This is a genomic window from Ramlibacter sp. (assembly GCF_036676645.1).
Lineage (GTDB): Bacteria > Pseudomonadota > Gammaproteobacteria > Burkholderiales > Burkholderiaceae_C > Ramlibacter.
Window position 1 is genome coordinate 12,874 of the sequence record NZ_JAKFCM010000093.1, and the last position, 23,907, is coordinate 36,780.

Annotated in this window: 16 protein-coding genes; 13 read left to right on the forward strand and 3 right to left on the reverse strand. The window is 72.0% G+C overall.

Going from position 1 to position 23,907, the window contains the following annotated elements:
- Nucleotides 1–149: 149 nt before the first annotated feature.
- From glgB to glgA, 6 genes are read left to right on the forward strand one after another with little or no spacing between them, the layout of a single operon-like run.
- Nucleotides 150–2,096 carry a 1,4-alpha-glucan branching protein GlgB gene (glgB, locus tag V6M57_RS13545; RefSeq protein ID WP_332815525.1) on the forward strand — a complete coding sequence of 649 codons (1,947 nt, stop codon included), beginning with the start codon at nt 150–152 and terminating at the stop codon, nt 2,094–2,096.
- Entirely contained in the window at nt 2,093–3,376 is a 1,284-nt protein-coding gene (locus tag V6M57_RS13550; RefSeq protein ID WP_332815526.1) for a glucose-1-phosphate adenylyltransferase, read from the forward strand. Before glgB ends, V6M57_RS13550 begins: the two co-directional genes overlap by 4 nt.
- Nucleotides 3,373–5,529 (forward strand): glycogen debranching protein GlgX, encoded by a 2,157-nt coding sequence (gene glgX, locus V6M57_RS13555; RefSeq protein WP_332815527.1) that lies wholly within the window; start codon nt 3,373–3,375, stop codon nt 5,527–5,529. Before V6M57_RS13550 ends, glgX begins: the two co-directional genes overlap by 4 nt.
- Nucleotides 5,526–7,382, forward strand: a complete 1,857-nt coding sequence (treZ, locus tag V6M57_RS13560) for a malto-oligosyltrehalose trehalohydrolase (RefSeq protein ID WP_332815528.1) — start codon at nt 5,526–5,528, stop codon at nt 7,380–7,382. The genes glgX and treZ overlap by 4 nt, the downstream gene beginning before the upstream one ends.
- A complete protein-coding gene (locus V6M57_RS13565) occupies nt 7,379–12,430 on the forward strand; it encodes a malto-oligosyltrehalose synthase (protein WP_332815529.1) in 5,052 nt (1,683 codons plus the stop codon). Before treZ ends, V6M57_RS13565 begins: the two co-directional genes overlap by 4 nt.
- Nucleotides 12,427–13,908: a glycogen synthase GlgA gene (gene glgA, locus V6M57_RS13570; protein ID WP_332815530.1), complete on the forward strand. Its 1,482-nt coding sequence runs from the start codon at nt 12,427–12,429 to the stop codon at nt 13,906–13,908. The genes V6M57_RS13565 and glgA overlap by 4 nt, the downstream gene beginning before the upstream one ends.
- 15 nt (nt 13,909–13,923) lie before the next feature.
- Here the strand turns inward: glgA and V6M57_RS13575 are convergent, their stop codons facing one another.
- Entirely contained in the window at nt 13,924–14,484 is a 561-nt protein-coding gene (locus V6M57_RS13575) for an NADPH-dependent FMN reductase (protein ID WP_332815531.1), read from the reverse strand.
- Between the two features lie 127 nt (nt 14,485–14,611).
- On the reverse strand, nt 14,612–15,520 hold the full coding sequence (gene epsC, locus V6M57_RS13580) for a serine O-acetyltransferase EpsC (RefSeq protein WP_332815532.1): 909 nt from the start codon (nt 15,518–15,520) through the stop codon (nt 14,612–14,614).
- A 176-nt stretch (nt 15,521–15,696) separates the two neighbouring features.
- Between epsC and V6M57_RS13585 the strand changes: the two genes are divergently transcribed.
- Both V6M57_RS13585 and mnmD read left to right on the forward strand, forming a co-directional pair.
- A complete protein-coding gene (locus tag V6M57_RS13585; protein ID WP_332815533.1) occupies nt 15,697–15,969 on the forward strand; it encodes an oxidative damage protection protein in 273 nt (90 codons plus the stop codon).
- 12 nt (nt 15,970–15,981) lie between these two features.
- Nucleotides 15,982–17,823 carry a tRNA (5-methylaminomethyl-2-thiouridine)(34)-methyltransferase MnmD gene (gene mnmD, locus V6M57_RS13590; protein WP_332815534.1) on the forward strand — a complete coding sequence of 614 codons (1,842 nt, stop codon included), beginning with the start codon at nt 15,982–15,984 and terminating at the stop codon, nt 17,821–17,823.
- On the opposite strand, the gene V6M57_RS13595 is transcribed toward mnmD, so the two are convergent.
- Nucleotides 17,798–18,541 (reverse strand): response regulator, encoded by a 744-nt coding sequence (locus tag V6M57_RS13595; protein ID WP_332815535.1) that lies wholly within the window; start codon nt 18,539–18,541, stop codon nt 17,798–17,800. The two genes, mnmD and V6M57_RS13595, sit on opposite strands and share 26 nt — an antisense overlap.
- Nucleotides 18,542–18,709: 168 nt before the next feature.
- Here V6M57_RS13595 and V6M57_RS13600 point away from each other — a divergent pair, with 168 nt between their 5' ends.
- From V6M57_RS13600 to V6M57_RS13620, 5 genes are read left to right on the forward strand one after another with little or no spacing between them, the layout of a single operon-like run.
- On the forward strand, nt 18,710–20,521 hold the full coding sequence (locus tag V6M57_RS13600) for a nitrite/sulfite reductase (protein ID WP_332815536.1): 1,812 nt from the start codon (nt 18,710–18,712) through the stop codon (nt 20,519–20,521).
- Nucleotides 20,518–20,910, forward strand: coding sequence for a DUF934 domain-containing protein (locus V6M57_RS13605; RefSeq protein WP_332815537.1), 393 nt, complete (start codon nt 20,518–20,520; stop codon nt 20,908–20,910). Before V6M57_RS13600 ends, V6M57_RS13605 begins: the two co-directional genes overlap by 4 nt.
- The gene (locus V6M57_RS13610) at nt 20,910–21,632 is read left to right on the forward strand and encodes a phosphoadenylyl-sulfate reductase (protein WP_332815538.1); all 723 of its coding nucleotides are present in this window, start codon (nt 20,910–20,912) and stop codon (nt 21,630–21,632) included. The genes V6M57_RS13605 and V6M57_RS13610 overlap by 1 nt, the downstream gene beginning before the upstream one ends.
- On the forward strand, nt 21,629–22,561 hold the full coding sequence (cysD, locus tag V6M57_RS13615; protein WP_332815539.1) for a sulfate adenylyltransferase subunit CysD: 933 nt from the start codon (nt 21,629–21,631) through the stop codon (nt 22,559–22,561). The genes V6M57_RS13610 and cysD overlap by 4 nt, the downstream gene beginning before the upstream one ends.
- Nucleotides 22,561–23,850 (forward strand): sulfate adenylyltransferase subunit 1, encoded by a 1,290-nt coding sequence (locus V6M57_RS13620; RefSeq protein ID WP_332815540.1) that lies wholly within the window; start codon nt 22,561–22,563, stop codon nt 23,848–23,850. The genes cysD and V6M57_RS13620 overlap by 1 nt, the downstream gene beginning before the upstream one ends.
- Nucleotides 23,851–23,907: the final 57 nt, after the last annotated feature.

The window sequence follows — 23,907 nt, forward strand, 5'->3', positions numbered from 1 at the left end:
TCCATCGGCCGTGTGACCGATGTGCCCGCGCGCGCGTCGGCGCGGACCGACTCCCGACTGTAGGCAACCGCCTACGGCGTTTCGCCGGGCGTTCCGTCATGCTTTGCGCAGTGCGCACAGCAATTCTCTGCACACGCAAGTTACGGAACATGACGGCCAGCCACGATTTCCCCGGCGCAGTCGCCTCCCCCGTTCCGGGCGTGCAGCAGCGCGCAGCGCGACCGAGCCACCATCACCGGCAGTTCGAGGTGATGGGCGCCCACCCGGACGGCACAGGCACGCGCTTCACGGTCTGGGCCCCCAATGCGCAAGGCGTGTACGTGGCGGGCAGCTTCAATGGCTGGCATGGCGAGCCGCTGCAGAAGCTGGAGGACGGCAGCGGCCTCTGGCACGGCCGTGTCGAGGGCGCGCGCGCGGGCGACTACTACAAGTACCGGATCCAGGCCGCGCGCGGCGAATGGATGGACAAGGCCGATCCCTATGCCTTCCGCGCCGAGCACCCGCCCGGCACCGCCTCCCAGATCTGGGAGCTGTCGCACGACTGGGGGGACCGCGAGTGGATGGCACGGCGCGGCTGGCGACAGTCGCACCGCCAGCCGATCTCGATCTACGAAGTGCACCTGGGTTCGTGGCAGCGCGAGGAGGATGGCCGCGTCCTGAACTACCGCGACATCGCAGTGCGCCTGGCTTCGCACTGCCGCACCCTGGGCTTCACCCACGTGGAACTGATGCCGGTCGCCGAGCACCCGTTCTACGGCTCCTGGGGCTACCAGACCACCGGCTACTACGCACCGACCGCGCGCTACGGCACGCCGCAGGACCTGATGGTGATGGTCGACACCCTGCACCAGCAGGGCATCGGCGTCATCCTGGACTGGGTCGGCTCGCACTTCCCGTCGGACTGGCACGCGCTGGTCCGCTTCGACGGCACCGAGCTGTACGAGCACGCCGATCCGCGCATGGGCTATCACCCGCAGTGGAACAGCCTGATCTTCAACTACGGCCGCTACGAGGTGCGCGACTTCCTGATCAGCAACGCGCTGTTCTGGCTGGAGAAGTACCACTTCGACGGCCTGCGCGTCGACGCGGTCGCGTCCATGCTGTACCTGGATTTCGCGCGCGAGCCCGGCCAGTGGATTCCCAATTCGCACGGCGGCAACCAGAACCTGGAGGCGGTGCGCTTCCTGCACGACCTCAACAGCGCGGTGTACGCCGCCTTTCCCGACGTGCACATGATCGCCGAGGAGTCCACCGCCTGGGCAGGCGTCTCGCGACCGGTCCACCACGGCGGCCTGGGCTTCGGCATGAAGTGGAACATGGGCTGGATGAACGACACGCTGCGCTACATGCAGCGGCCGCACTTCTTCCGCCGCTGGCACGGCGACGACATCCGCTTCTCCTCCGTCTATGCCTTCAACGAGAACTTCGTGCTGCCGCTGTCGCACGACGAAGTCGTCTATGGCAAGGGCAGCCTGCTCGGGCGCCAGCCGGGCGACGAGTGGCAGCGTTTCGCCGGCCTGCGCGCGCTGTACGGCCTGATGTGGACCCACCCCGGCAAGAAGCTGCTGTTCATGGGCGGCGAGTTCGCCCAGGTGCAGGAATGGCACCACGAGCGCACCCTCGACTGGCACCTCTGGGCGCGGCCGCTGCACGCCGGGGTGGCGCGATGGGTGGCCGACCTCAATGGCGCCTACCGCAGCCTGCCTGCGCTGCACGTGAACGACTTCCACGCCGAGGGTTTCGCCTGGCTGCCGGTGGACACGCCCGAGCCGCAGACGGTGCTGGCCTTCCTGCGCCGCGGCGCGGCCGGCGACGCGCCGGTCGTCGCGGTGTGCAACATGACCCCCGAGCCGCGCCACGGGCTGCGGCTGGGGCTGCCCCATGCCGGCGCCTGGCGCGAGCTGCTCAACAGCGATGCCGCCTGGTACGGCGGCAGCGGCATGGGCAACCTCGGACGCATAGCCGCGGACGAGCAACCCCTGGCGGACCTGCCCGCCAGCGCCTCACTGACCTTGCCACCCCTGGCCACCCTGGTGCTCGTCGGCGAACGGCCGCAATCCGACGACGCATCTGCCCCTGGAGGAGACAACCCATGACCGCCCACCGGAACGTACTGGCCTTCGTGATGGCCGGCGGCGAAGGCTCCCGCCTGCATCCGCTGACCGCCAACCGCTGCAAGCCGGCGGTGCCCTTCAACGGCAAGCACCGCCTCGTCGACTTCGTGCTGTCGAACCTGGTCAACTCGGAGATCTGGTCGACCTACCTGCTGGTGCAGTACAAGTCGCAGTCGCTGATCGAGCACGTGCGCCAGACCTGGGCGATGGCGCGCTTCATGCCGCAGCACTTCATCACCTGCGTGCCGCCGCAGATGCGCAACGGCCCCGAGTGGTTCCAGGGCACGGCCGACGCCGTCTACCAGAACATCCACCTGATCGAGAGCATGAAGCCCGACCTGGTGGCGGTGTTCGGCGCCGACCACGTGTACCGCATGGACGTGCGCCAGATGGTCGACTTCCACCGCCAGAGCGGCGCCCACGCCAGCGTGGCGACGCTGCCGGTGCCGCTGACCCAGTGCAGCCAGTTCGGCATCGTCGGGATCGACGATTCCAACGGCATCACCGAGTTCAAGGAAAAGCCCGCCCGCACCGGGCCCATGCCCGGCAGCCGCACCCATGCGCTGGCCTCGATGGGCAACTACATCTTCGACACCGACGTGCTGCTGCAGCAGCTGCGCCGGATGCACGAGAACGGCACCAGCGATTTCGGCAAGCACATCCTGCCGGCCATGGTGGGCAGCCACAAGCTGGTGGCCTACGACTTCGAAAGCAACCACATCCCGGGCCTCCAGCCCTACGAGGAGCACGCCTACTGGCGCGACGTCGGCACGATCGACGCCTACTTCGACGCCCACTTCGACACCCTGGGCGCAGCGCCGCGCTTTCGCATGAGCAACCCGCGCTGGCCGATCTACGCCAGCCCGGACGAGGCCGAATCGGCCCAGATCGAGAATGGCGTGATCCACCGCTCCATCGTCGGCTCCGGTTGCGTCGTCGACGGCGCCACCCTGGACCACGCGATGCTGCGCCGGTCCGTGCATGTCGAGCGCGACGCGCACCTCGAGCACTGCATCGTGATGGAGGGCTCGCGGATCGGCCGCGGCGCCCAGGTCCGGCGCGCCATCATCGACCAGGACAACGACGTCCCGCCGGGCGAGCGCATCGGCGCGGACCTGGCGCAGGACCGGCGCCGCTTCCACGTCAGCGAGAACGGCGTCGTGGTGGTGCCGGCCGGCTACTTCCGCGCCGGGGCCCGGCACGCCAGCACGCAGCGCGGCGCCGTGAGCGCAGGCAAGCGCAGGCTGGAGGTGGTTGCATGAGGGTGGCGGCCGCCGCCGCCCACCTGCACCCGACCGAAGCGCAGCTGCCGGACACGTGCGAGCCGGGCCGCCCCTGCCCGCTCGGCGCCACGCTGGACGCGCGGGGCGTCAACTTCGCCGTGTACTCCAGCGTGGCCGACAAGGTGGAAGTCTGCCTGTTCGACCGCACCGGCACCCGGGAGGTGCGCCGGCTGGCCCTGCCCTGCCGCACCGGCGACGTCTGGCACGGCCTGGTCCCGGGCCTGCCCGCCGGCACCCGCTACGGGCTGCGCGTGCAGGGCCCCTACCAGCCCGCCCAGGGCCTGCGCTGCAATCCCCACAAGCTGCTGCTGGACCCCCATGCACGGGCGCTCGACCGGCCCCTGCGCGGCGGCGCCTGGCAGTACGGCTACACGCTGGGCGGGCCCGCCCGCGACCTGGCGATGGACACGGTGGACAACGCCGCGGGCGCCGCCAAGTGCGTGGTGCTGGACACGGCCTTCGACTGGGGCGACGACCGGCGCCCCGGCACACCCATGGCCGACACGGTGTTCTACGAAGTGCATGTGCGCGGCTTCACCCGGCTGATGGACGAGGTGCCGCAGGCCCTGCGCGGCACCTTCGCCGGCCTGGCCAGCGCGCCCGCCCTGGCGCATTTCAAGCGGCTGGGCGTCACCGCGGTCGAGCTGCTGCCGGTCCACGCCTTCAACGACGAGCGCCGGCTGATCGACCTCGGCCTGGCCAACTACTGGGGCTACAACAGCGTGGCCTTCTTCGCCCCCGAGCCGCGCTACTGCGCCGACGGGGATCCCGACGATTTCAAGCGCATGGTCAAGGCGCTGCATGCGGCCGGGATCGAGGTGATCCTGGACGTGGTCTACAACCACAGCTGCGAAGGCAACCACCTCGGCCCCACCCTGTTCCTCAAGGGCATAGACAACGCGTCGTACTACCGCCTGGCGCAGGACCGCCGCTACTACGACGACGTCACCGGCACCGGCAACACGCTGGACACCAGCCACCCGGCCACGCTGCGGCTGGTGATGGACAGCCTGCGCTACTGGGTGGAGGACATGCACGTCGATGGCTTCCGCTTCGACCTGGCGCCGGCCATCGCGCGCAACGCAGCGTACGACTTCGACCACCGGTCGCCCTTCCTGGCGGCCGTCGCACAGGATCCCGTGCTGCGGCAGGTGAAGCTGGTCGCCGAGCCCTGGGACATCGGCGACAACGGCTTCCAGGTCGGCGGCTTCCCGCCCGGCTGGTCGGAGTGGAACGGCCGCTACCGCGATGCCGTGCGCGAGTTCTGGCGCGGCACCGACGGGGCGGTGCAGGAGTTCGCGGCGCGGCTGGCGGGCTCGGCCGACATCTATGCACCCTCCCGGCGCGGGCCGACCGCCAGCATCAACCTGGTGACGGTGCACGACGGCTTCACGCTGGCCGACCTGGTCAGCTACAACGACAAGCACAACGAAGCCAATGCCGAGGACAACCGGGATGGCGAGAGCCACAACCGCAGCTGGAACTGCGGCGTGGAGGGCGAGACCGACGACGAGGAGATCCTGGCCCTGCGCGAGCGCCAGAAGCGCAACTTCCTCGCCACCCTGTTCTGCTCCCGCGGCGTGCCGCTGCTGCTGGGCGGCGACGAGATGGGGCGCACCCAGGCCGGCAACAACAACGCCTATTGCCAGGACAACCCGGTGAGCTGGTTCGACTGGAGCGAGGCCCGGCGCCAGGACCCGCTGCTCGACTTCACCCAGGCCATGGTGGCATTGCGGCGCGAGTTGCCGGTGCTGCGCGACGACCGCTGGACCACCGGGCAACCCGACGAGGCCGACCGGCGCGACCTCGGCTGGTACAGCGTGTGGGGGCTGCCCATGACCGAGGAGGAATGGACCAATCCGGCGGTGCGCTGCGTGGCGGCCCTGTTCGACGGGCGCTTCACACCGGTGGACGGCCTCCCCAGCCCCAGCGTGCTGCTGCTGTTCAACGCGTCCGACGAGGCGGTGATCTTCACCCTGCCGGAAATCGGCGCCCTGGCCGAATGGCGGGTGCGCGTGGACACCGGCCAGGGCCACTTCCCGCATGCCGAAGCCGAGCGGGTGGAGCCGCTGGCCCGGATCGAACTGGAATCGCACGCCATGGCGGTGCTGGTCGAGGGGCGGGCGCAATGAGGTGCGCGCATGCGATGCGCTTCGGCGCCAGCCTGCCCGAAGGCGGCGGCGTGGATTTCCGCCTGTGGGGGCCGGCCGCCCGGCAAGCCCAGCTGGCGCTGTACGACGCAGCCGGCGCGGCCCCCCGGCTGCTGCCGGCCCGGCGCGACGCGCAGGGCTGGTGGGACTGCCACGTGCCGCAGGCCGGCGCCGGCACGCCCTACCACTGGCGCATCGACGATCGGCTGATGGTCCCGGACCCGGCCTCGCGCCACAACCCGCAGGGCGTGCACCAGCCCAGCGTGGTGGTCGACCCCCTGGCCTTCGAATGGGACGAGGACTGGACCGGCCGGCCCTGGCACGAGGCCGTGCTGTACGAACTGCACGTGGGCGCCTTCACGCCGGAAGGCACTTTCGCGGCCGCGCAGGCCCGCCTGCCGGAGCTGGCGGAACTGGGCGTCACCGCGATCGAGCTGATGCCGCTGGGCGCCTTCCCGGGCCGCTTCGGATGGGGCTACGACGGCGTGCTGCCCTTTGCCCCGCATGCCCCCTATGGCACGCCGGAGGCGCTCAAGCGCCTCATCCAGCAGGCCCACCGGCTGGGGCTGATGGTGTTCCTGGACGTGGTCTACAACCACTTCGGGCCGGACGGCAACTACCTGCACCGCTATGCGCCCGGCTTCTTCTCCAGCACGCACGGCAGTCCGTGGGGGGCCGCGATCAACTTCGACGGGCCGCACAGCCGCCCGGTGCGCGAGTTCTTCATCGAGAACGCGCTGTACTGGCTGACCGAATACCGCTTCGACGGCTTGCGGCTGGACGCAGTGCACGCGATCCACGACGCAGGCACCCCGCACATCCTGCAGGAGTTGTCCTCGCGCGTTCGGGCCGCCACGCCGGGCCGGCACGTGCACCTGGTGCTGGAGAACGCGGACAACCACTACCAGCGGCTGTCTTCGACACCCGAGCCCGGCTGCTACGACGCCCAGTGGAACGACGACTTCCACCACGCACTGCACGTGGCGTTGACCGGCGAAGGCGGCGGCTACTACCGCGACTACGCGCAGGCGCCCGGCGAAGCTGCGCTGGACCTGCTGGGGCGCGCGCTCACGCACGGCCTGCTGTTCGAGGCCAGCCCGCGCAAGCCCGGCGGCGCCCGCCAGGATCCGCGTCCGGCGCCGCCGCAGCCCTTGCCGGCGCTGGTCAACTTCGCCCACAACCACGACCAGGCCGGCAACCGCGCGTTCGGCGAGCGGCTGGCCGCGCTGGCAGGACCGGACGCGGCCCCGCTGGCCACCTTGCTGGCGCTGCTGACGCCCGCGGTGCCGCTGCTGTTCCTGGGCGAGGAGTCCGGCAGCACGCGGCCCTGGCTGTACTTCGCGGACTGGGACGGCGAGCTGAGGAAGGCCGTGCAGGAAGGCCGCCGGCGCGAGTTCGGCCATGTCGCGCGCCGCGTCGACGGGCAGCCGGTGCCGCTGCCGGATCCCTGCAGCGCGGCGACTTTCGAGGCCAGCCGGCCGACCCGGCAGGAGCACGACAGCGAGGCGGGCCGGCGCTGGCGCGACATGGTGCGCAGTGCCCTCGCGGCGCGCCGCAAATGGATCGTCCCGCGGCAGGGGCAACTGCTCACCGGCCAGCACACGGCCCAGCGCGTCGGCGGCTCCGGGCTGGCCGTGCAGTGGCGCTACCGGGACGGCCTGGTGCTGTCGCTGGAGGTCAACCTGGGGCCGCAGCCGCTGGACGTGCCGGCCCAGCGGCCCGGGCCGGTGGAGGCCCAGGAAGTCCATCGCCACCGCTGGCCGGCCGACACGGCCGCAGGCACCTGGCCGGCCTGGTCCGCCCGCTGGCGCCTGGGCGCCGAGATCACGCAATGACCGCCGGCTCCGTTGCCGACCTGGCGCAGCGGGCCGAGCAGTACGGCGTCGCGCTGCGCTACACCACGTTCTGGGGCGAGGACCAGCCGGTGCCGGACGCCGTCCTGGCCCGCGCCCTGGCCTGCATGGGTGCGGACGGCCGGCGGCCGCCGCAGCCGCCGGCCTTGCCCCCGGTGCACGTTTGCGTCCAGGGCGAGCCGATCCGCATTGCGTGGCCCGGCCGCACCGCGGCCGGCGCACGATGGCGGCTCGCCCCGCACGAACCACCCTCCTCCTCCGCGCGCGAGGGCGAGGTCGCCGTCGAGGACAACGAGTGCGTCATCGCCCTGCCCGCCGACCTGCCGATCGGCTACTGGCAACTCGCGTTGGCGGGCGAGCCGGAACCCGGCTGCCTGCTCGTGGTCGCCCCGCAGCGCGGCTGGGCGCCCGCCGCCCTGCTGCAGGGCGAGCGCTGGTGGGGGTGTACGGTCCAGCTGTATGCCCTGCGATCCGCGCGCAACTGGGGCATCGGCGACTTCGGCGACCTGCGCCGGCTGGTCGACACGGCGGCGCGGCATGGCGCGTCCTTCATCGGCCTGTCGCCGCTGCACGCGCTGTTCCCGCAGCGGCCGGAAGCCGCCAGTCCGTACAGCCCCTCCAGCCGCAGCGCGTTCAATCCGATCTTCCTGGACGTGCAGGCCCTGGCCGAGGTGTCCGGCTGCGACGAGGCCCTTCGCAAGCTGCATGACGAGGCGTTCCAGGATCGCCTGCGGCGGCTGCGCGAAACGGAGCTGGTCGACTACACCGGCGTGGCGGCCGCCAAGGAGGAGATGCTGGCCCTGCTGTGGCGCCACTTCGAACAGCACGAATCGAAGGGCTCCACGCCACGCGGCCAGGCCTTTGCCCGCTTCATGCACGAGCGCGAGGCCACCCTCGGCCCGCACGCGCTGTTCGAGGCCCTGCAGGCGCACCTGCAGGCCGCCGATGCCGGCGCGTGGGGCTGGCCCGCCTGGCCGGAGCACTACCGGGATCCGCACGGCGAGGCGGTGCGCGAGTTCCGCCGCAGCCATGCGGCGGCGATCCGCTACCGCTTCTGGCTGCAGTGGCTGGCCGATGCGCAGCTCGAGTCGGTGCAGCGGCACGCGCGCTCGCGCGGCATGGGCCTGGGCCTGTACTGCGACCTGGCGGTCGGCGCCAATCCCGGCGGCGCCGAAACCTGGGCCCGGCCATCGCTCTACGCGCTGGGAATGGAAGTGGGCGCGCCGCCCGACCCGCTGAACACCCAGGGCCAGAACTGGGGGCTGCCGCCCGTCAATCCGGTGCAGCTGCGGGCCGCGCGCTACCAACCCTTCATCGAGATCCTGCGGGCCAACATGCGGCACGGCGGCGCCCTGCGGCTCGACCACGTGATGGCGCTGATGCGCCTGTTCTGGATCGGCGCCGAGGGCGGCACCTACGTGAGCTACCCCTTGCAGGACCTGCTGGGCATCCTGGTGCTGGAGAGCCACCGCCAGCAATGCCTGGTGATCGGCGAGGACCTGGGCAACGTGGCCCCGGCGATGCGCGACGCCATGCGCGAGCGCGGCCTGCTGTCGTACCGGCCCCTGCTGTTCGAGCGCACACCCGACGGCGCCTTCCGGCCGCCGGCCGACTGGCCGCCGCAGGCGCTGGCCGTCGCCAGCACGCACGACCTGCCGACCCTGCGGGGCTTCTGGCTGGGCGATGACCTGGAGGTGCTGGCGCGGCTGGGCCTGTTCCCGGACGCGGCCCGGCGCGAGCAGGCCGTGCTCGACCGCGCCCGGGACCGCGCCCGGCTGCTGCTGGCCCTGGAGCACGAGCGGCTGCTGCCGGCCGAAGCGACCGCCCAGCCGACCTCCCTGCCCGACGCCACCGCCGATTTCGTGGCCGCGGTCCATGCCTTCCTGGCGCGCACGCCGTGCTGGCTGGCGGCCGTGCAACTGGAGGACGTGACCGGCCAGCGGCTGCAGGTCAACGTGCCCGGGACCACCGAGGACCAGTGCCCCAACTGGCGGCGCAAGGCAGGCGTCGCGCTCGAGGACCTGGCCCGCGACGAGCGCTTCGCTGCCGTCGCCGCCGTGATGCGGGCCGAGCGCAGCGGCCCCCCGTCCGAATCGGCGGCCCCCGAGCTGCCGGCCCTCGAAACGGCCCGGATTCCCGTCGCCACCTACCGCGTGCAGTTCCACGAGGACTGCCGCTTTGCCGACGTGGCCGAAGCCGTGCCCTACCTGGATGCCCTGGGCGTGAGCCACCTGTACAGCTCGCCCTTCCTGCGGGCCCGCCCCGGCAGCACCCATGGGTACGACATCGTGGATCACTCGGCGCTCAACCCCGAGGTGGGCGACGAGCACGACTTCGACCGCCTGTGCCGCGCGTTGCGCCGGCACGGCATGGGGCAGATGCTGGACCTGGTGCCCAATCACATGGGCGTGCTGGAGGCCGACAACGCCTGGTGGCTGCAAGTGCTGGAGCACGGCCAGGCCTCGGCCCATGCCCGCACCTTCGACATCGAGTGGGATCCGGCGGCGCCGGAGATGCGCGGGCGCGTGCTGCTGCCGGTGCTGGGCGACCACTACGGCCGGGTGCTGGAGTCGGGCGAGCTGCGGCTGCACTTCGACGCCCAGGCCGGCGCGTTCGAGCTGCGCCACTGGAACCACCGGTTCCCGCTCGATCCGGCCACCTACCCCGACATCTTCGGCGTGCTGCCGCCGCCACCGGCGCAGGACGAGGTCGAAAGCGACAGCCAGGCGGTGGTGGCGTCGCTGCTCGCCTCCTTCGGGCGGCTGCCGCCGCGCGACGGTGCCGACGAGGGCGAGCGGCGCGCGCGCGTGCGCGACGCCGCGATCTACCAGCGCAACCTGGCCCGCCTGGTCGCCCGCAACGACTGGCTGGCGCAGTGGATCGCCGCCTGCCTGCAGCGCTTCGACGGCACCCCGGGCGACGCCGCCAGCTTCGACCGGCTGGACCGGCTGGTCGCCCGCCAGGCCTGGCGGCTGGCGGACTGGCACGTCGCCAGCGACGACGTCAACTACCGGCGCTTCTTCGATGTCAACACGCTGGCCGCGCTGCGCATGGAAAGGCCGGAGGTGTTCGAGGCCACGCATGCGCGGGTCCTGCAGTGGCTGCAGGACGGGCACCTGGATGCGCTGCGCATCGACCACCCCGACGGCCTGTCGGATCCGCAGCAGTACTTCGAGCGGCTGCAGGCGCGCCATGCCCGCCAGGCCGAAGTGGCCGGGCGCGAGCCGCGCGCGCTGTACCTGGTGATCGAGAAGATCCTGGCCGGGCAGGAGCCGCTGCCGCACCGCTGGCCGGTGCACGGCGATACCGGCTACCGCTTCGCGGCCCTCGCCAACGGCCTGTTCGTGGATGCCGGCCGGGTCGCGGCCATGGACGAGGGCTACCGCGCGTTCACCGGCGTGCGCGAGGACTTCGCCGAGATCGCGTACCAGTGCCGGCGCCTGATCATCGGCAGCTCGCTGTTCTCGGAACTGAACTGGCTGGTGGAGGCGATCCACCGCATCACGCGGGCGAACCGCCGCCGCTGCGACTTCACGCGCAACCGGCTGCGGCTGGCGCTGGCCGAGATCGCGGCCGGCTTCCCGGTCTACCGCACCTACCTGCGCGCGGACGAGCCGCCGAGCGCCGCCGACCGGCACCACATCGACCGGGCCGTCGCGGCGGCGCGCCGCCGGCTGGGGGGATCCGAGGCGGGCGTGCTGGACCATGTGCGCGAGGTGCTGCTCGGCGAGGGCGAAGCGGCCGGCGTGCCGGCACCCCAGCGCGCGCGCTTCCTCGCGCGCTGGCAGCAGTTCACCGCCCCGGTGATGGCCAAGGCGGTGGAGGACACGGCGTTCTACCGCTCCCTGAGGCTGGTCTCGCTGAACGAGGTCGGCGGCGATCCGGCGGCCTATGGCGTGTCGGTGGCGGACTTCCACGCCGCCAACCTGTCGCGCGCACGGCACCGGCCGCACTGCCTGCTGGCCACGTCCACCCACGACAGCAAGCGCGGCGAGGACCTGCGCGCGCGCATCGACGTGCTCTCCGAGCAGCCGCACACCTGGCTGGAGGCCGTGCAGCGCTGGGCCGGCCGGGCCGAGCCGTTCGTCAGCGACACGGACGCGGGGCCGGCACCGAGCCGCAACGACATCTGGCTGCTGTTCCAGACCCTGGCCGGGCTGTGGCCGGCGCAGGAGCCGCATGCGCAGGCGCGCGAAACGCTGCGCGAACGCCTGCAGGCCTACCTGCGCAAGGCCGCGCGGGAAGCCAAGCAGCGCACCAGCTGGATCGCGCCGGACGAGGCCTACGAAGGGGCGCTCGCGCGCTACGTCGACGCGGTGCTGAAGCCCGGCCCCAATCCCTTCGCCGACGAACTGCAACGCTTCACCGCGCGGATCGCGCCCTGGGGCTTTCGCAACAGCCTGGCGCAGCTCGCGATCAAGTTCACGTCGCCCGGTGTGCCGGACATCTACCAGGGGTGCGAGCGCTGGAACTTCAGCCTGGTCGACCCCGACAACCGCCGGCCCGTGGATTTCGGCGAGCTCGCGCGCTCGCTGGCGCAGTTGCGGGCCCATTGCGTGGCCGGCATCGCGCCTGCGCCCCTCTGGGCCACCCTGCAGGCGCACATGGACGACGGCCGGATCAAGCAGCTGGTCACCTGGCGGCTGCTGCAGTTGCGCCGGCAGCGGCCGCAGCTGTTCCGCGAGGGCGCCTACCTTCCGCTGCCGGTGGAGGGTCCCGCGGGCGGGCATGCGATCGCCTTCGCGCGGACGCACGGGGGCGATGCCGTGCTCGTGGTGGCCGCACGCCTGGCCTGCAGCCTGTGCGGCAACGACGAATCGCGCTGGGGCCCTGCGCTCTGGCGCGGCACGCGCCTGCGGTCGCCCGAAGCCGCCGCGCTCGCGCACTGGCCCGGCTGGCGCAACGCACTCACCGGGCACTGCGTCGGTGCGGTCGACGGGGCGGTGCCGGACCTGGAGGCACTCTTCGCCGGGGCGGCCGGCCTGCCCTTTGCCGTGCTGGTGGCGCTCACCGGAGAGGACCCTGCATGAACGTTCTGTTCGCCACGCCCGAATGCGCGCCCTACGTCAAGACCGGCGGACTGGGCGACGTCAGCGGCGCGCTGCCCGCTGCGCTGGCGGCCCTCGGGCACGACGTGCGCGTGCTGCTGCCCGCCTACCGCGGCATGAAGGTCAGCGGCGAACTGGGTGACGGCATCGACCTGCCCGCCGACGGGCCCTGGCCGGCCGCCCAGCTGCTGCCGGTGAGGGCGGACAACGGCGTCCCCCTGCTGCTCCTGGCCTGCCCGGCGCTGTACCAGCGCGCCGGCGGTCCCTACGTGGACAGCGGCGGCCACGAGTACCCCGACAACGTCATCCGCTTCGGCTTCCTCAGCCGGATTACCGCGCTGCTCGGCACCGCCGCGAGCCCGGTCGAGGGCTGGCAGGCCGACCTGGTGCATGCGAACGACTGGCCCTGCGGCCTGGCGCCGCTGTACCTGGCGCACGCGCGCGAGCAGGACGCGCACCGGCCGGTGGCGGCGAGCGTGGTCACCATCCACAACCTCGCCTTCCAGGGCGTGTTCGACCTGGAGCACGCGGACCTGCTGGCCATTCCCCGCCATTGGCGCGGCATCGAGGGCGTCGAGTTCTGGGGGCAGCTGTCGATGCTCAAGGCCGGCCTGCAGTTCGCGCACGCCATCACCACGGTCAGCCCGACCTACGCGCAGGAAATCCAGACCCCCGCCTTCGGCGCAGGACTGGACGGCGTCCTGCGCAGCCGCGCGGACCGGCTCACCGGCATCCTGAACGGCATCGACGGCGCGGTGTGGAACCCCTCGACGGACGCATTGCTGCCGCACCGCTACGGACCCGGGGACCTGTCGGGCAAGTCGCGCAACAAGGCCACCCTGCAGGCCCGCTGCGGGCTGTTGCCGGACCCGAACGCGATGCTGTTCGGGCTGGTCAGCCGCCTGACCGCGCAGAAGGGCATCGACCTGGTCCTGGAAGGCCTGCAGCCCTTGCTGCAGGCCGGCGGCCAGCTGGTCCTGCTGGGCAGCGGCGAGCCGCAGCTGCAACGACAACTGCAGGACGCGGCCGACCGGGCGCCGCGCGCCGTCAGCGTGAACTTCGGCTTCGACGAAGCGCTCGCCCACCTGATCGAGGCCGGGGCGGACTGCTTCCTGATGCCCTCGCGCTTCGAGCCTTGCGGGCTGAACCAGATGTACAGCCAGGCCTATGGCACGCCGCCGCTGGTGGGGGGCACCGGCGGGCTGGTGGATTCGGTGCTGGATGCGACGCTGGCCCCCGAGACCGGCACCGGCTTCGTCATGCGATCGCCCGACTCGGCCGGGTTCGCCGACGCGCTGGCCCGGGCCCGCGCGACCTGGGAGCGTCCGGCCGACTGGGGGCGCATCCAGGCCAACGGCATGCGCCGCGACTTCGGCTGGGCCGCCAGCGCGCGCCGGTACGAGGCGGTCTACGCCGAGGCGATCGAACGGGCCCGGCCGAGGTCCTTCAGCACACCCTGAGTTGCAGGGCCGGGATCAGGCCTTGGCGTGCTTCCGGACCCACTCGCAGTAGGTGTTCATCCAACCCTGCAGGAACTTCTTGGTGTCCTCGATCCCGATGCCGCCGTCGGGTGCGAACAGGCCGTCCCTGGCCTGCACGAAGGCTTCGGGCTGGCCCAGGGTGGGCATGTCCAGGTAGGCCAGCGTGTTGCGCAGGTGCTGCTGCGCCATCGAAGTGCCCAGCGCGCCGACCGAGATGCCGATCACGCCGGCCGCCTTGCCAGCGAAGGCACTCTGGCCATAGGGCCGCGAGGCGCTGTCGATGGCGTTCTTCAGCACGCCCGGAACGGACCGGTTGTACTCGGGCGTCACGAACAGCACGCCCTGGGCATTGGCAATCTCGCCCTTGAGCCGCTTGACCGGCTCGGGCATGTTGCCGTCCAGGTCCTGGTTGTAGAGCGGGATGTCGCCGATGGCGCACTCCTGGAAGCTGAACTCGCCGGGCGCCATCTTGAACAGGGCGTGCGCCAGCTTGCGATTGAAGGAATCCTTTCTCAGGCTGCCGACCAGGACGGCGATGCGGTAGTTGTTGGCCATGGGTGCTCCATTTCCGGGTTGCGGGGGACGAGTGGCGATTCTGGGCGCCACGCCGCGCGGACGCCGGCCAGCGAAACCTTGCGCAAGAACTGTCGCAAGGCACTGCCCTGCAACGGCGATCCGGCCTTCAGCTCAGTCCGCGGCCCTCGTCGTTGCGCGCCTGGGCAACGCTGCCGCCGGCCGGCACGTCGTGCGTGACCCAGACGTTGCCGCCGATGACGGCGCCCCTGCCGATGGTCACCCGGCCCAGCACGGTGGCGCCGGCATAGATGACCACGTCGTCTTCCACGATGGGGTGCCGCGGCAGCCCCTTGGTGAGCTGCCCGTCCTCGCCCACCGGGAAGCGCTTGGCGCCCAGCGTGACGTTCTGGTAGAGGCGCACCCGCTCGCCGATCACGCAGGTCTCGCCGATCACCACGCCGGTGCCGTGGTCGATGAAGAAACCGGGGCCTATCGTCGCGCCGGGATGGATGTCGATGCCGGTGCGGCTGTGCGCGATCTCCGAGACGATGCGGGCCAGCAGCGGCAGGCCCAGTTCGTACAGCCGATGGGACATGCGGTGGTGGATCATCGCCAGCACGCCCGGATAGCACAGCAGGACCTCGTCGACACTGCGCGCCGCCGGGTCGCCCTGCCAGGCGGCCAGCACGTCGGTGTCCAGCATGCGGCGGATGGCGGGCAGGGACTGCGCGAACTCGCGCACCATGCCGGCGGCCCGCTCCTTCACCCCTTCGGTGAGCCCGTCGCCGCGCCGGGACGCCTGGCAGGCCTCGAGCACCGCCTGCGCCAGCAGCCCGCGCAGCGCGGCGTCCAGCGTGTGGCCGACGTAGAAGTCCTCGGCTTCGTTGCGCAGGTCGGGCGGGCCCAGGCGCATCGGAAAGAGCGCGCCCTTGATCTGTTCGACGATGCGTTCCAGCGCCTGCGGCGACGGCAATTCGCGCCCGCCGTTCTCGCGCGCGCGGCCCTGCGATTCGCGCCAGTCGCTGCGTGCCGCGCGCAGGCCCTTCACGATGTCGCCGATGTCGAAGGTGGTCATGGGGATGGGGCGTTTGCGGATGGGAATGCGCCACGATACCGGAGAACCCCGGCCGGGCCGGCGGCACGGGTCAACATCCCGCGCAGCCGTGGGGTGTGAGCGGTGCTGACGCGCGGGCGCCGCCGGGGATGTTGATACAGTCGGCGGATCCCCCTTTTGTCCAGCAGGAGGCGCCGATGGCGCGCACCGTCCAATGCATCAAGCTCGGCCGCGAAGCCGAGGGCCTCGACTTCCCGCCCTACCCCGGCGAGCTCGGCAAGCGCATCTACCAGAGCGTCAGCAAGCAGGCCTGGCAGGACTGGCTGAAGCACCAGACCATGCTGGTGAACGAGAACCGGCTGAACCTGGCCGACCAGCGTGCGCGCGAGTACCTCAAGCGCCAGATGGAGCAGCATTTCTTCGGCAGCGGCGCCGACGTCGCGCAGGGTTACGTCCCGCCCACGCGCTGACCGGACGCCGTCGTGGCCGAACCGGTCGAGTGGTCGCCTGACGGCACGCCGCGCAGCCCCCGGTTCGAGGACATCTACCGCAGCCGCAGCGGCGCGCTGGCGCAGGCGCGCCACGTGTTCCTGGGCGGCTGCGGCTTGCCGCAGGCGTGGGCCGGCCAGCCGCAGTGGCGCATCCTCGAAACGGGCTTCGGCCTGGGCCTGAACTTCCTGGCGGCCTGGCGCGCCTGGAAGGACGATCCGCGGCGACCGGGCCTGCTGCATTTCGTCTCCGTGGAGGCCTGGCCGGTGTCGGCGCAGGACCTGCTGCGCGGCGCCGCCGACGCGCCCGAACTGCAGCCGCTGGCGCGTGAATTGGCCGATCAATGGTGGGGCCTGGTGTCCGGTTTCCACCGGCTGCAGTTCGAGGGCGGGCGCGTGCTGCTCACGCTGTGCGTGGGCGAGGCCCGGGCCATGCTGCGCGAGCAGGCCTTCGCGGCCGATTCCGTGTTCCTGGACGGCTTCGATCCCCAGCGCAACCCGGCCATGTGGGAACTGGCCACGCTCAAGGCCGTCGCGCGCTGCTGCCGGCGCGGCACCGGCCTGGCCACCTGGACCGTCGCCGGGCCGGTGCGCCGCGACCTGCAGCAGTGCGGGTTCGCCGTGGAGAAGGCGGCGGGGCTGCCGCCCAAGCGCGAATGCCTGCGGGCCCGGTTCGAGCCTCGCTGGACCCTGAAGCATCCGCCGCCGCAGGCGCGCGGCCCCGCCGCCAGCGCGTTCGTCGTCGGCAGCGGCCTGGCCGGCGCTTCGGTGGCCGCCAGCCTGGCCCGCCGCGGCTGGCGCGTGCAGCTGCTCGATGCCGCCGCGCATCCCGCCGCCGGCGCCTCGGCCCTGCCGGCCGGCCTGCTGGCCCCGCACACCTCGCCCGACGACAACCTGCTGTCGCGCCTGTCCCGCGCCGGCGTTCGCATCGCCTTGCAGCAGGCCCGCATGCGGCTGCAGGCGGGCCGCGACTGGCAGCCCACCGGCGTGCTGGAGCACCGCTTCGACCCGGGCCGGCTGCCCGAGCTGGGCCCCGGCCAGGAGGACTGGCAACGGCCGCGCGACGCGCAACCCGCAGCGCTCTGGCATGGGGCCGCGGCCTGGGTGCGACCCGCCGCGCTGGTGCAGGCGTGGCTGGCCGGGCCCGGCATCGAATGGCAGGGCGACACGCCTGTCGCACGAGTCGAGCGGCGCGATGACCGATGGCAGGCGATCGGCTCCGGCGGCCGGGTGCTCGCGCAGGCCGACCTGGCCGTGCTGGCCGCCGCCCTGCACACCGCCGACCTGCTGCCGCCGGCCGGCCCGGCGCCGGCGCGCCCGATCCGCCTGCATCCCGTGCGCGGCCAGGTGAGCTGGAACCTGCTGGACGAGGGCCCGCCGCTGGCCGCGCACCCGCACAACGGCAAGGGCCACTTCCTGCCCGAAGTCGCCCTGCCCGAAGGCCGCGCCTGGCTGTGCGGCTCCACCTATGTCCGTGCCGACCGCTCGCTGGACGTGCGGCCCGGGGAACACCTGGCCAACCTGGAGCGTCTTCGCCTCCTGCTGCCGGAAGCGGCCGAGCGGCTGGCGCCGCAGTTCGAAAGCGGCGCGGTGCGCGCCTGGACCGGCGTGCGCTGCGCGTCCGGCGACCGGCGACCGCTGGTGGGGGAAGTCGAACCGGGCCTGTGGGTCTGCACGGCACTGGGCTCGCGCGGCCTGACCTTCGCGGCCTTGTGCGCGGAACTGCTGGCGGCCCGCCTGCACGGCGAACCGATGCCGCTGCCGCCCAGGCTGGCCGCCGCCCTGGATGCGGGCCGCCCCGCCGCGGGTGCTACACGTGTGCCAGCAACGCCTTGAGCTTGCCCGGATCCAGCGGCTTGGCCAACAGCGCCGGCCCGCCGCCCCACAGGACGCGCGCCTTGTCGCCGGGTGACACCCATTCCTTGGTGACGATCAGGTGCGGGATGCCCTGACCGGCGGCCCTCAACTGGCGCACGAAGCTCCATCCGGCCGCGCCGGCCAGCGCGAAATCCACCACCGCGATCTCGTAGCGGTTCAGGTTCGCGAGTTCCAGTGCGTCCGCGACCGTGGCGGCATCGTCGGCCTGCGCCAGGCCGGCCAGCGCCAGGCGGGCACGCAGGTACAGGCGCTCGTCGCGATCGGCGCCGGCGATCAGTGCACGCCTGGACGGCGGCCCGGGCTCGGGGGGCAAGGTGTCCTGGGCTTCCGGCGGGTCGCCCAGGTCGAAGTCCAGTTCGGGCGCAGGCAGGAACAGCTGGTCCATGGCCGCGATGACGTCGGTCCAGTGGATGGGCCGCTCGAAGCGGCGCCAGGCGTGATCGGGCGCTCCCGGGCCGATCCAGATCTGCTTCAGGTCGGGGTTGCCGGCTGACTCGAACTCGAGCCCCGCTGCGTGCGAGTCGCTGTCGAGCAGTGCGACCCGGGCCACGCCGCCGCAGCCGGGGGTCCACAAGGCGTATCCGACGTCACGCTCCTGGGACAGGCGCAACAGGGTGTCCAGCGCCTCCCGCTCGACATCGCTGAAACCCAGCACCTTGACGAAAACCCTCTGCATCGGCTCCTCGGCTTTCGCCGCGGATTATGGCCGCTGCTCGCGCGGGGGCACCCCGGGGCGGCTTCGGTGCTGCGGTGGGCGGCAAGGCCGCCGCATATGCATATCCGGATAAGCGGCGAAGAAAAAAATCGTTGGTCGCCGCGGGGGCCCCTTCTAGAGTCGCGCCCCATGTACCGCTACACCGAGTTCGACCGCGCCTTCGTGCATGCGCGTGCCGCGCAGTACCGCGACCAGCTCGAGCGCCACCTGGCCGGCGAGCTGGCCGAAGAGGACTTCCGCCCGCTGCGGCTGCAGAACGGCTGGTACATCCAGCGCTACGCCCCGATGCTGCGCATCGCCGTCCCCTACGGCGAGATCTCCAGTGCCCAGCTACGCGTGCTGGCCCGGATCGCGCGCGAGTTCGACCAGCCCGACCCCGAGCTGCTGCGGCGTGCCCAGGCGCAGCAGCTGGCGCTGGGCGAGGTGCCGGTGCCCGGCGGCACGCCGGTGGCGAGCCGGCTCAAGTTCGGCTACGGGCACTTCACCACCCGCACCAACGTGCAGTTCAACTGGATCCCGCTGGTGCGCAGCGCCGACGTCATGGACCTGCTGGCCAGCGTGAACATGCACGGGATCCAGACCAGTGGCAACTGCGTGCGCAACATCACCGCCGACGCACTGGCCGGCATCGCGCCGGACGAGATCGCCGACCCGCGGCCGTTCTGCGAGATCCTGCGCCAGTGGAGCACGCTGCACCCGGAGTTCTCCTTCCTGCCGCGCAAGTTCAAGATCGCGATCAACGGCGCGCGCGAGGACCGGGCGGCGCTCGGCTGGTACGACATCGGCCTGCAGCTGCATCGCAACGAGGCGGGCGAGCTGGGCTTTCGCGTCCAGGTCGGCGGCGGCATGGGCCGCACACCGATCATCGGAGCCGTGGTGCGCGAGTTCCTGCCCTGGGACCAGCTGCTCAACTACGTCGAGGCAGTGATCCGCGCCTACAACCGCTATGGCCGGCGCGACAACCTGTGGAAGGCGCGCATCAAGATCCTGGTCAAGGCCGAAGGCCAGCACTACATCGACGCGGTCGAGGAGGAGTTCGCCCGCATCGTCGCAGGCGGCGCCGCGCACACCATCACGCAGGCCGAGTTCGACCGGGTCGCGGCCTGCTTCGAGGCCCCGTCGGTACGCCCGCTGCTGAAGGACCTGCGCCTGCACGAGATCGTGCGCGCGGATGCCGAGGCCGATCCGGCCTACGACCGCTGGCTGCAGCGCAACGTGCACGCGCACCGCGATCCGTCCGTGCGGGCCGTGACCCTCTCGTTCAAGCGGCTCGGCCAGGCGCCGGGCGACGCCAACGCGCAGCAGCTCGAGGCGGCGGCCGAGCTCGCCGACCGCTTCTCGTCGGGCGAGGCACGCGTGACGCACGAGCAGAACCTGCTGCTGCCCTGGGTGCACCATGACGACCTGCCCGAACTGTGGGCGGCGGCCCGCAAGCTGGGGCTGGCGCGGCCCAACATCGGCCTGCTCACCGACATGATTGCCTGCCCGGGGGGCGACTTCTGCTCGCTGGCCAACGCGCGCTCGCTGCCGATCGCCGAAGCCATCACCCAGCGCTACCAGGACCTGGACGAGGAACACGACCTCGGCGAGATCGACCTGAACATCTCCGGCTGCATCAACTCCTGCGGCCACCACCACGCCGGCCACATCGGCATCCTGGGCGTGGACAAGGACGGGCGCGAGTGGTACCAGGTGACGGTCGGGGGCGCGGACGGCTCCGGGCCGTCCGGCCGGGCCAGCCCCGGCAAGGTGCTGGGCCCGTCTTTCAGTGCCGCCGAAGTGCCGCTGGTGGTCGAGGCGCTGCTGGACACCTATCGCCGCGAACGGATCGTCGCCGACGGCCGGCTGGAAACCTTCATCGCCACCGTGCGGCGCATCGGCGTCGAGCCCTTCAAGGCCGCAGCCAACGCCGTGCGCCTGGCCGAGAAGGAGATCGCATGACACGGCGCACCCTCCGGATCCTGACCGCACAGGAGTACGCCGGGACCGGCGAGGAGCCGGACGTGCTGCGGATCGGCAACGACCGCGACGTCGACGATCTCGCATTCGACGGCGCGCGCGTGATCGAACTGGAGTTCCCCAGGTTCACCGACGGGCGCGCCTACAGCCAGGCCTGGGCGCTGCGGCGGCGCGGCTTCGCCGGCGAGATCCGCGCCGTCGGCGCGGTGCTGGTCGACCAGCTGCTGCTGATGCAGCGCAGCGGATTTTCCAGCGCGGTGCTGCGCGCCGACCAGGATCCGGCGCACGCGCAGCGCCAGTTCGACCGCTTCGCGGCTTTCTACCAGGGCGACGCCGGCGGCGGCCGCCCGCGCTTCCGGAGCGCGGCCTGATGCGCGCGACCGAGCTGTACGCACGACCGTCGCCCGGCTACGAAGCCCGGCTGGCGCAGGCCCGGTCGCTGCTGGTGCAGGCGGCCCGCGCGCACGCCCCGCTGAAGCAGGCCAGCAGCCTGGGCGCCGAGGACATGGTGATCACCCACCTGGTCCAGCAACTGGAGCTGGACATCCCGGTCTTCGTGCTCGACACCGGAATGCTGCATGCGCAGACGCTGGAAATGGTCGACCGGCTGAAGGCCACGCTGCAAGTACCGGTGCAGGTGTACCGGCCGGACGCAGCGGCGCTCGCGCGCTTCGTCGACCGCGAGGGCCGCGATGCGATGTACCGCAGCGTCGAGCTTCGCAAGGCCTGCTGCCATGTCCGCAAGGTGGAGCCGCTGCAGCGCGCGCTGGAAGGGCAGCGCGCCTGGATCACCGGCCTGCGCCGCGAGCAATCGGCTGCCCGCGCGGACGTGCCCCTGGTGGACACCAGCGAGCCGCGCATCAAGTTCAACCCCCTGGCCGACTGGACCTGGGGCGACGTCTGGCACTGCATCGCCACCGAGGGCATCGCCTACCACCCGCTGCACGACAACTTCTACCCCAGCATCGGCTGTGCGCCCTGCACACGCGCGATCAGCCTGGGCGAGGACTTCCGCGCGGGGCGATGGTGGTGGGAGAACGAGTCCGCCAAGGAGTGCGGCCTGCATGTGAAACCGGAAGGAGAAGCCGCATGAATGCCCGGGTCGAATCCCGCCTGCTCGCCCGCCTGGGCAACCGGCACCTCGATGCGCTGGAGGAAGAGGCGATCTTCGTCCTGCGCGAGGTGGCGGGCGCCTTCGAGCGGCCGGCGCTGCTCTTTTCCGGCGGCAAGGATTCGCTGGTGCTGCTGCGCTGCGCCGAGAAGGCCTTCGGCGCCGGCCGCATCCCGTATCCGCTGCTGATGATCGACACCGGGCACAACTTCCCCGAAGTCACGCAGTTCCGGGACTGGCGTGCCGCTCAACTGGGCGCGCAGCTGATCGTGCGCAGCGTGGAGGATTCGATGCGGCGCGGCACGGTGCGACTGTCCCGGCCGGACGAGCCGCGCAATCCGCACCAGTCGGTGACGCTGCTGGAGGCGGTGGAGGAATTCCGCTTCGATGCGCTGATCGGCGGCGCCCGCCGCGACGAGGAAAAGGCGCGGGCCAAGGAGCGGGTGTTCTCGCACCGCGACGGCTTCGGCCAGTGGCAGCCCAAGAGCCAGCGCCCCGAGCTGTGGACGCTGTTCAACACCCGGTTGCACCCGGGCGAGCACTTCCGCGTGTTCCCGATCTCGAACTGGACCGAACTGGACGTGTGGCAATACATCGAGCGCGAAGGCATCGAGCTGCCGTCGATCTACTACGCGCACCAGCGCGCCGTGGTCGAACGCAGGGGCCTGCTGGTGCCGGTGACGGCGCTGACGCCCCCGCGCGAGGGCGAGGCGGCCGCCGTCCGCACGGTGCGCTTCCGCACCGTGGGCGACATCACCTGCACCTGCCCCGTGGCGAGCACGGCGGCGAACGCCTCGGACGTCGTCCTCGAGACCCTCGCGGTCGAGGTGAGCGAGCGCGGCGCCACCCGCATGGACGACAGGACGTCGGATGCGTCGATGGAAAAGCGCAAGAAGGACGGGTACTTCTGATGGATGCGAGCACCCCGGTTCCCGTCATCGACGAAGCGCATGCCGCCCCGCTGCGCTTCATCACCGCCGGCTCGGTCGACGATGGCAAGAGCACACTGATCGGGCGCCTGCTGGTGGACAGCAAGGCGGTGCTGCAGGACCAGCTGGCCGGCGTGCAGCGCGCCGGGGCCACCGACCTGGCACTGCTCACCGATGGCCTGCAAGCCGAACGCGAGCAGGGCATCACCATCGACGTGGCCTGGCGCTACTTCGCCACGCCGGCGCGCAAGTTCATCATCGGCGACGCCCCCGGCCACGAGCAGTACACGCGCAACATGGTCACGGCGGCCTCGGCGGCCGATGCCGTCGTGGTGCTGGTGGATGCGACCAAGCTTCCGTGGCAGGCCGGCGAGCCGGCCCTGCTGCCGCAGACCCACCGCCATGCCCTGCTGGCCCACCTGCTGCGCGTGCCCTCGATCGTGTTCGCCGTGAACAAGCTGGACGCGGTGCAGGATCCGGCGCTGGCGTTCAGCCGCATCGAGGCCGCGCTGCGGCGCTTCGGCGAAACGGCCGGCCTGGCGGCACGTGCGGTGGTGCCGATCTCCGCCCTCCAGGGCCGCAACGTGGTCGAACCGTCCCCGGGCTGGTGCGGCCATGTCGGCCCTTCCCTGCTGCAGTGCCTCGAATCGCTGCCGGTCACGGCGGCGGAAACCGGCGAAGCCTTCGCCCTCCCGGTCCAATGGGTCGAGAAGGCGCCCGACGGCGCCGGCACGGGCCAGGGTCGACGGGTGTTCTGGGGCCGGGTCGCCACCGGCGCCGTCCGACCCGGCCAGTCCGTGCGGGTGATGCCCTCCGGGCAGGCCGCGACCGTGGCGCAGGTGCTGGATGGGGTGCGCCGACCCCGCGAGGTCGCGGCCGGCCACAGCGCCGGCCTGGTGCTGGACCGCGAGGTGGACGTGTCCCGTGGCGACTGGCTGCTGGCGCCCGAGGCGCCCGAGCCGTCCCGCGAACTGAGCGGCACCGTGGCCTGGCTGGACGACCAGCCGCTGCCCCCGGGCCGGGCCTACTGGGCGCTGCACGGGCACCGCTGGGTGAAGGCGCGCGTGCGCCGCGTCGTGCACCGGCTGGACGTCCATACGCTGCAGCCGCAAGCGGCCGAACAGCTCGAGCCCAATGCGATCGGCCGCATCGAGCTGGTGCTGCAGGAGCCGCTGGCCGTCCGGCCGTTCGATCGGGCCCGCGGGCCGGGGTCGCTGGTGCTGGTCGACACCGCCAGCCACCGCACCGCAGGAGCCCTGCTGGTCGATTGAGGAACGTCAAAGTGGCCCCTGCGGCTCTGCGGCACCATGCCCTCGAGCCCGTCCGGC

What these genes read in the sequence shown, in the direction of transcription:
- cysD (WP_332815539.1), top strand. Translation starts at nt 21,629, where the DNA reads ATGAATGCCCGGGTCGAATCCCGCCTGCTCGCCCGCCTGGGCAACCGG.
- V6M57_RS13565 (WP_332815529.1), top strand. Translation starts at nt 7,379, where the DNA reads ATGACCGCCGGCTCCGTTGCCGACCTGGCGCAGCGGGCCGAGCAGTAC.
- V6M57_RS13620 (WP_332815540.1), top strand. Translation starts at nt 22,561, where the DNA reads ATGGATGCGAGCACCCCGGTTCCCGTCATCGACGAAGCGCATGCCGCC.
- V6M57_RS13585 (WP_332815533.1), top strand. Translation starts at nt 15,697, where the DNA reads ATGGCGCGCACCGTCCAATGCATCAAGCTCGGCCGCGAAGCCGAGGGC.
- V6M57_RS13600 (WP_332815536.1), top strand. Translation starts at nt 18,710, where the DNA reads ATGTACCGCTACACCGAGTTCGACCGCGCCTTCGTGCATGCGCGTGCC.
- glgX (WP_332815527.1), top strand. Translation starts at nt 3,373, where the DNA reads ATGAGGGTGGCGGCCGCCGCCGCCCACCTGCACCCGACCGAAGCGCAG.
- glgA (WP_332815530.1), top strand. Translation starts at nt 12,427, where the DNA reads ATGAACGTTCTGTTCGCCACGCCCGAATGCGCGCCCTACGTCAAGACC.
- glgB (WP_332815525.1), top strand. Translation starts at nt 150, where the DNA reads ATGACGGCCAGCCACGATTTCCCCGGCGCAGTCGCCTCCCCCGTTCCG.
- V6M57_RS13595 (WP_332815535.1), bottom strand. Translation starts at nt 18,541, where the DNA reads ATGCAGAGGGTTTTCGTCAAGGTGCTGGGTTTCAGCGATGTCGAGCGG.
- V6M57_RS13610 (WP_332815538.1), top strand. Translation starts at nt 20,910, where the DNA reads ATGCGCGCGACCGAGCTGTACGCACGACCGTCGCCCGGCTACGAAGCC.
- V6M57_RS13575 (WP_332815531.1), bottom strand. Translation starts at nt 14,484, where the DNA reads ATGGCCAACAACTACCGCATCGCCGTCCTGGTCGGCAGCCTGAGAAAG.
- epsC (WP_332815532.1), bottom strand. Translation starts at nt 15,520, where the DNA reads ATGACCACCTTCGACATCGGCGACATCGTGAAGGGCCTGCGCGCGGCA.
- treZ (WP_332815528.1), top strand. Translation starts at nt 5,526, where the DNA reads ATGAGGTGCGCGCATGCGATGCGCTTCGGCGCCAGCCTGCCCGAAGGC.
- V6M57_RS13605 (WP_332815537.1), top strand. Translation starts at nt 20,518, where the DNA reads ATGACACGGCGCACCCTCCGGATCCTGACCGCACAGGAGTACGCCGGG.
- V6M57_RS13550 (WP_332815526.1), top strand. Translation starts at nt 2,093, where the DNA reads ATGACCGCCCACCGGAACGTACTGGCCTTCGTGATGGCCGGCGGCGAA.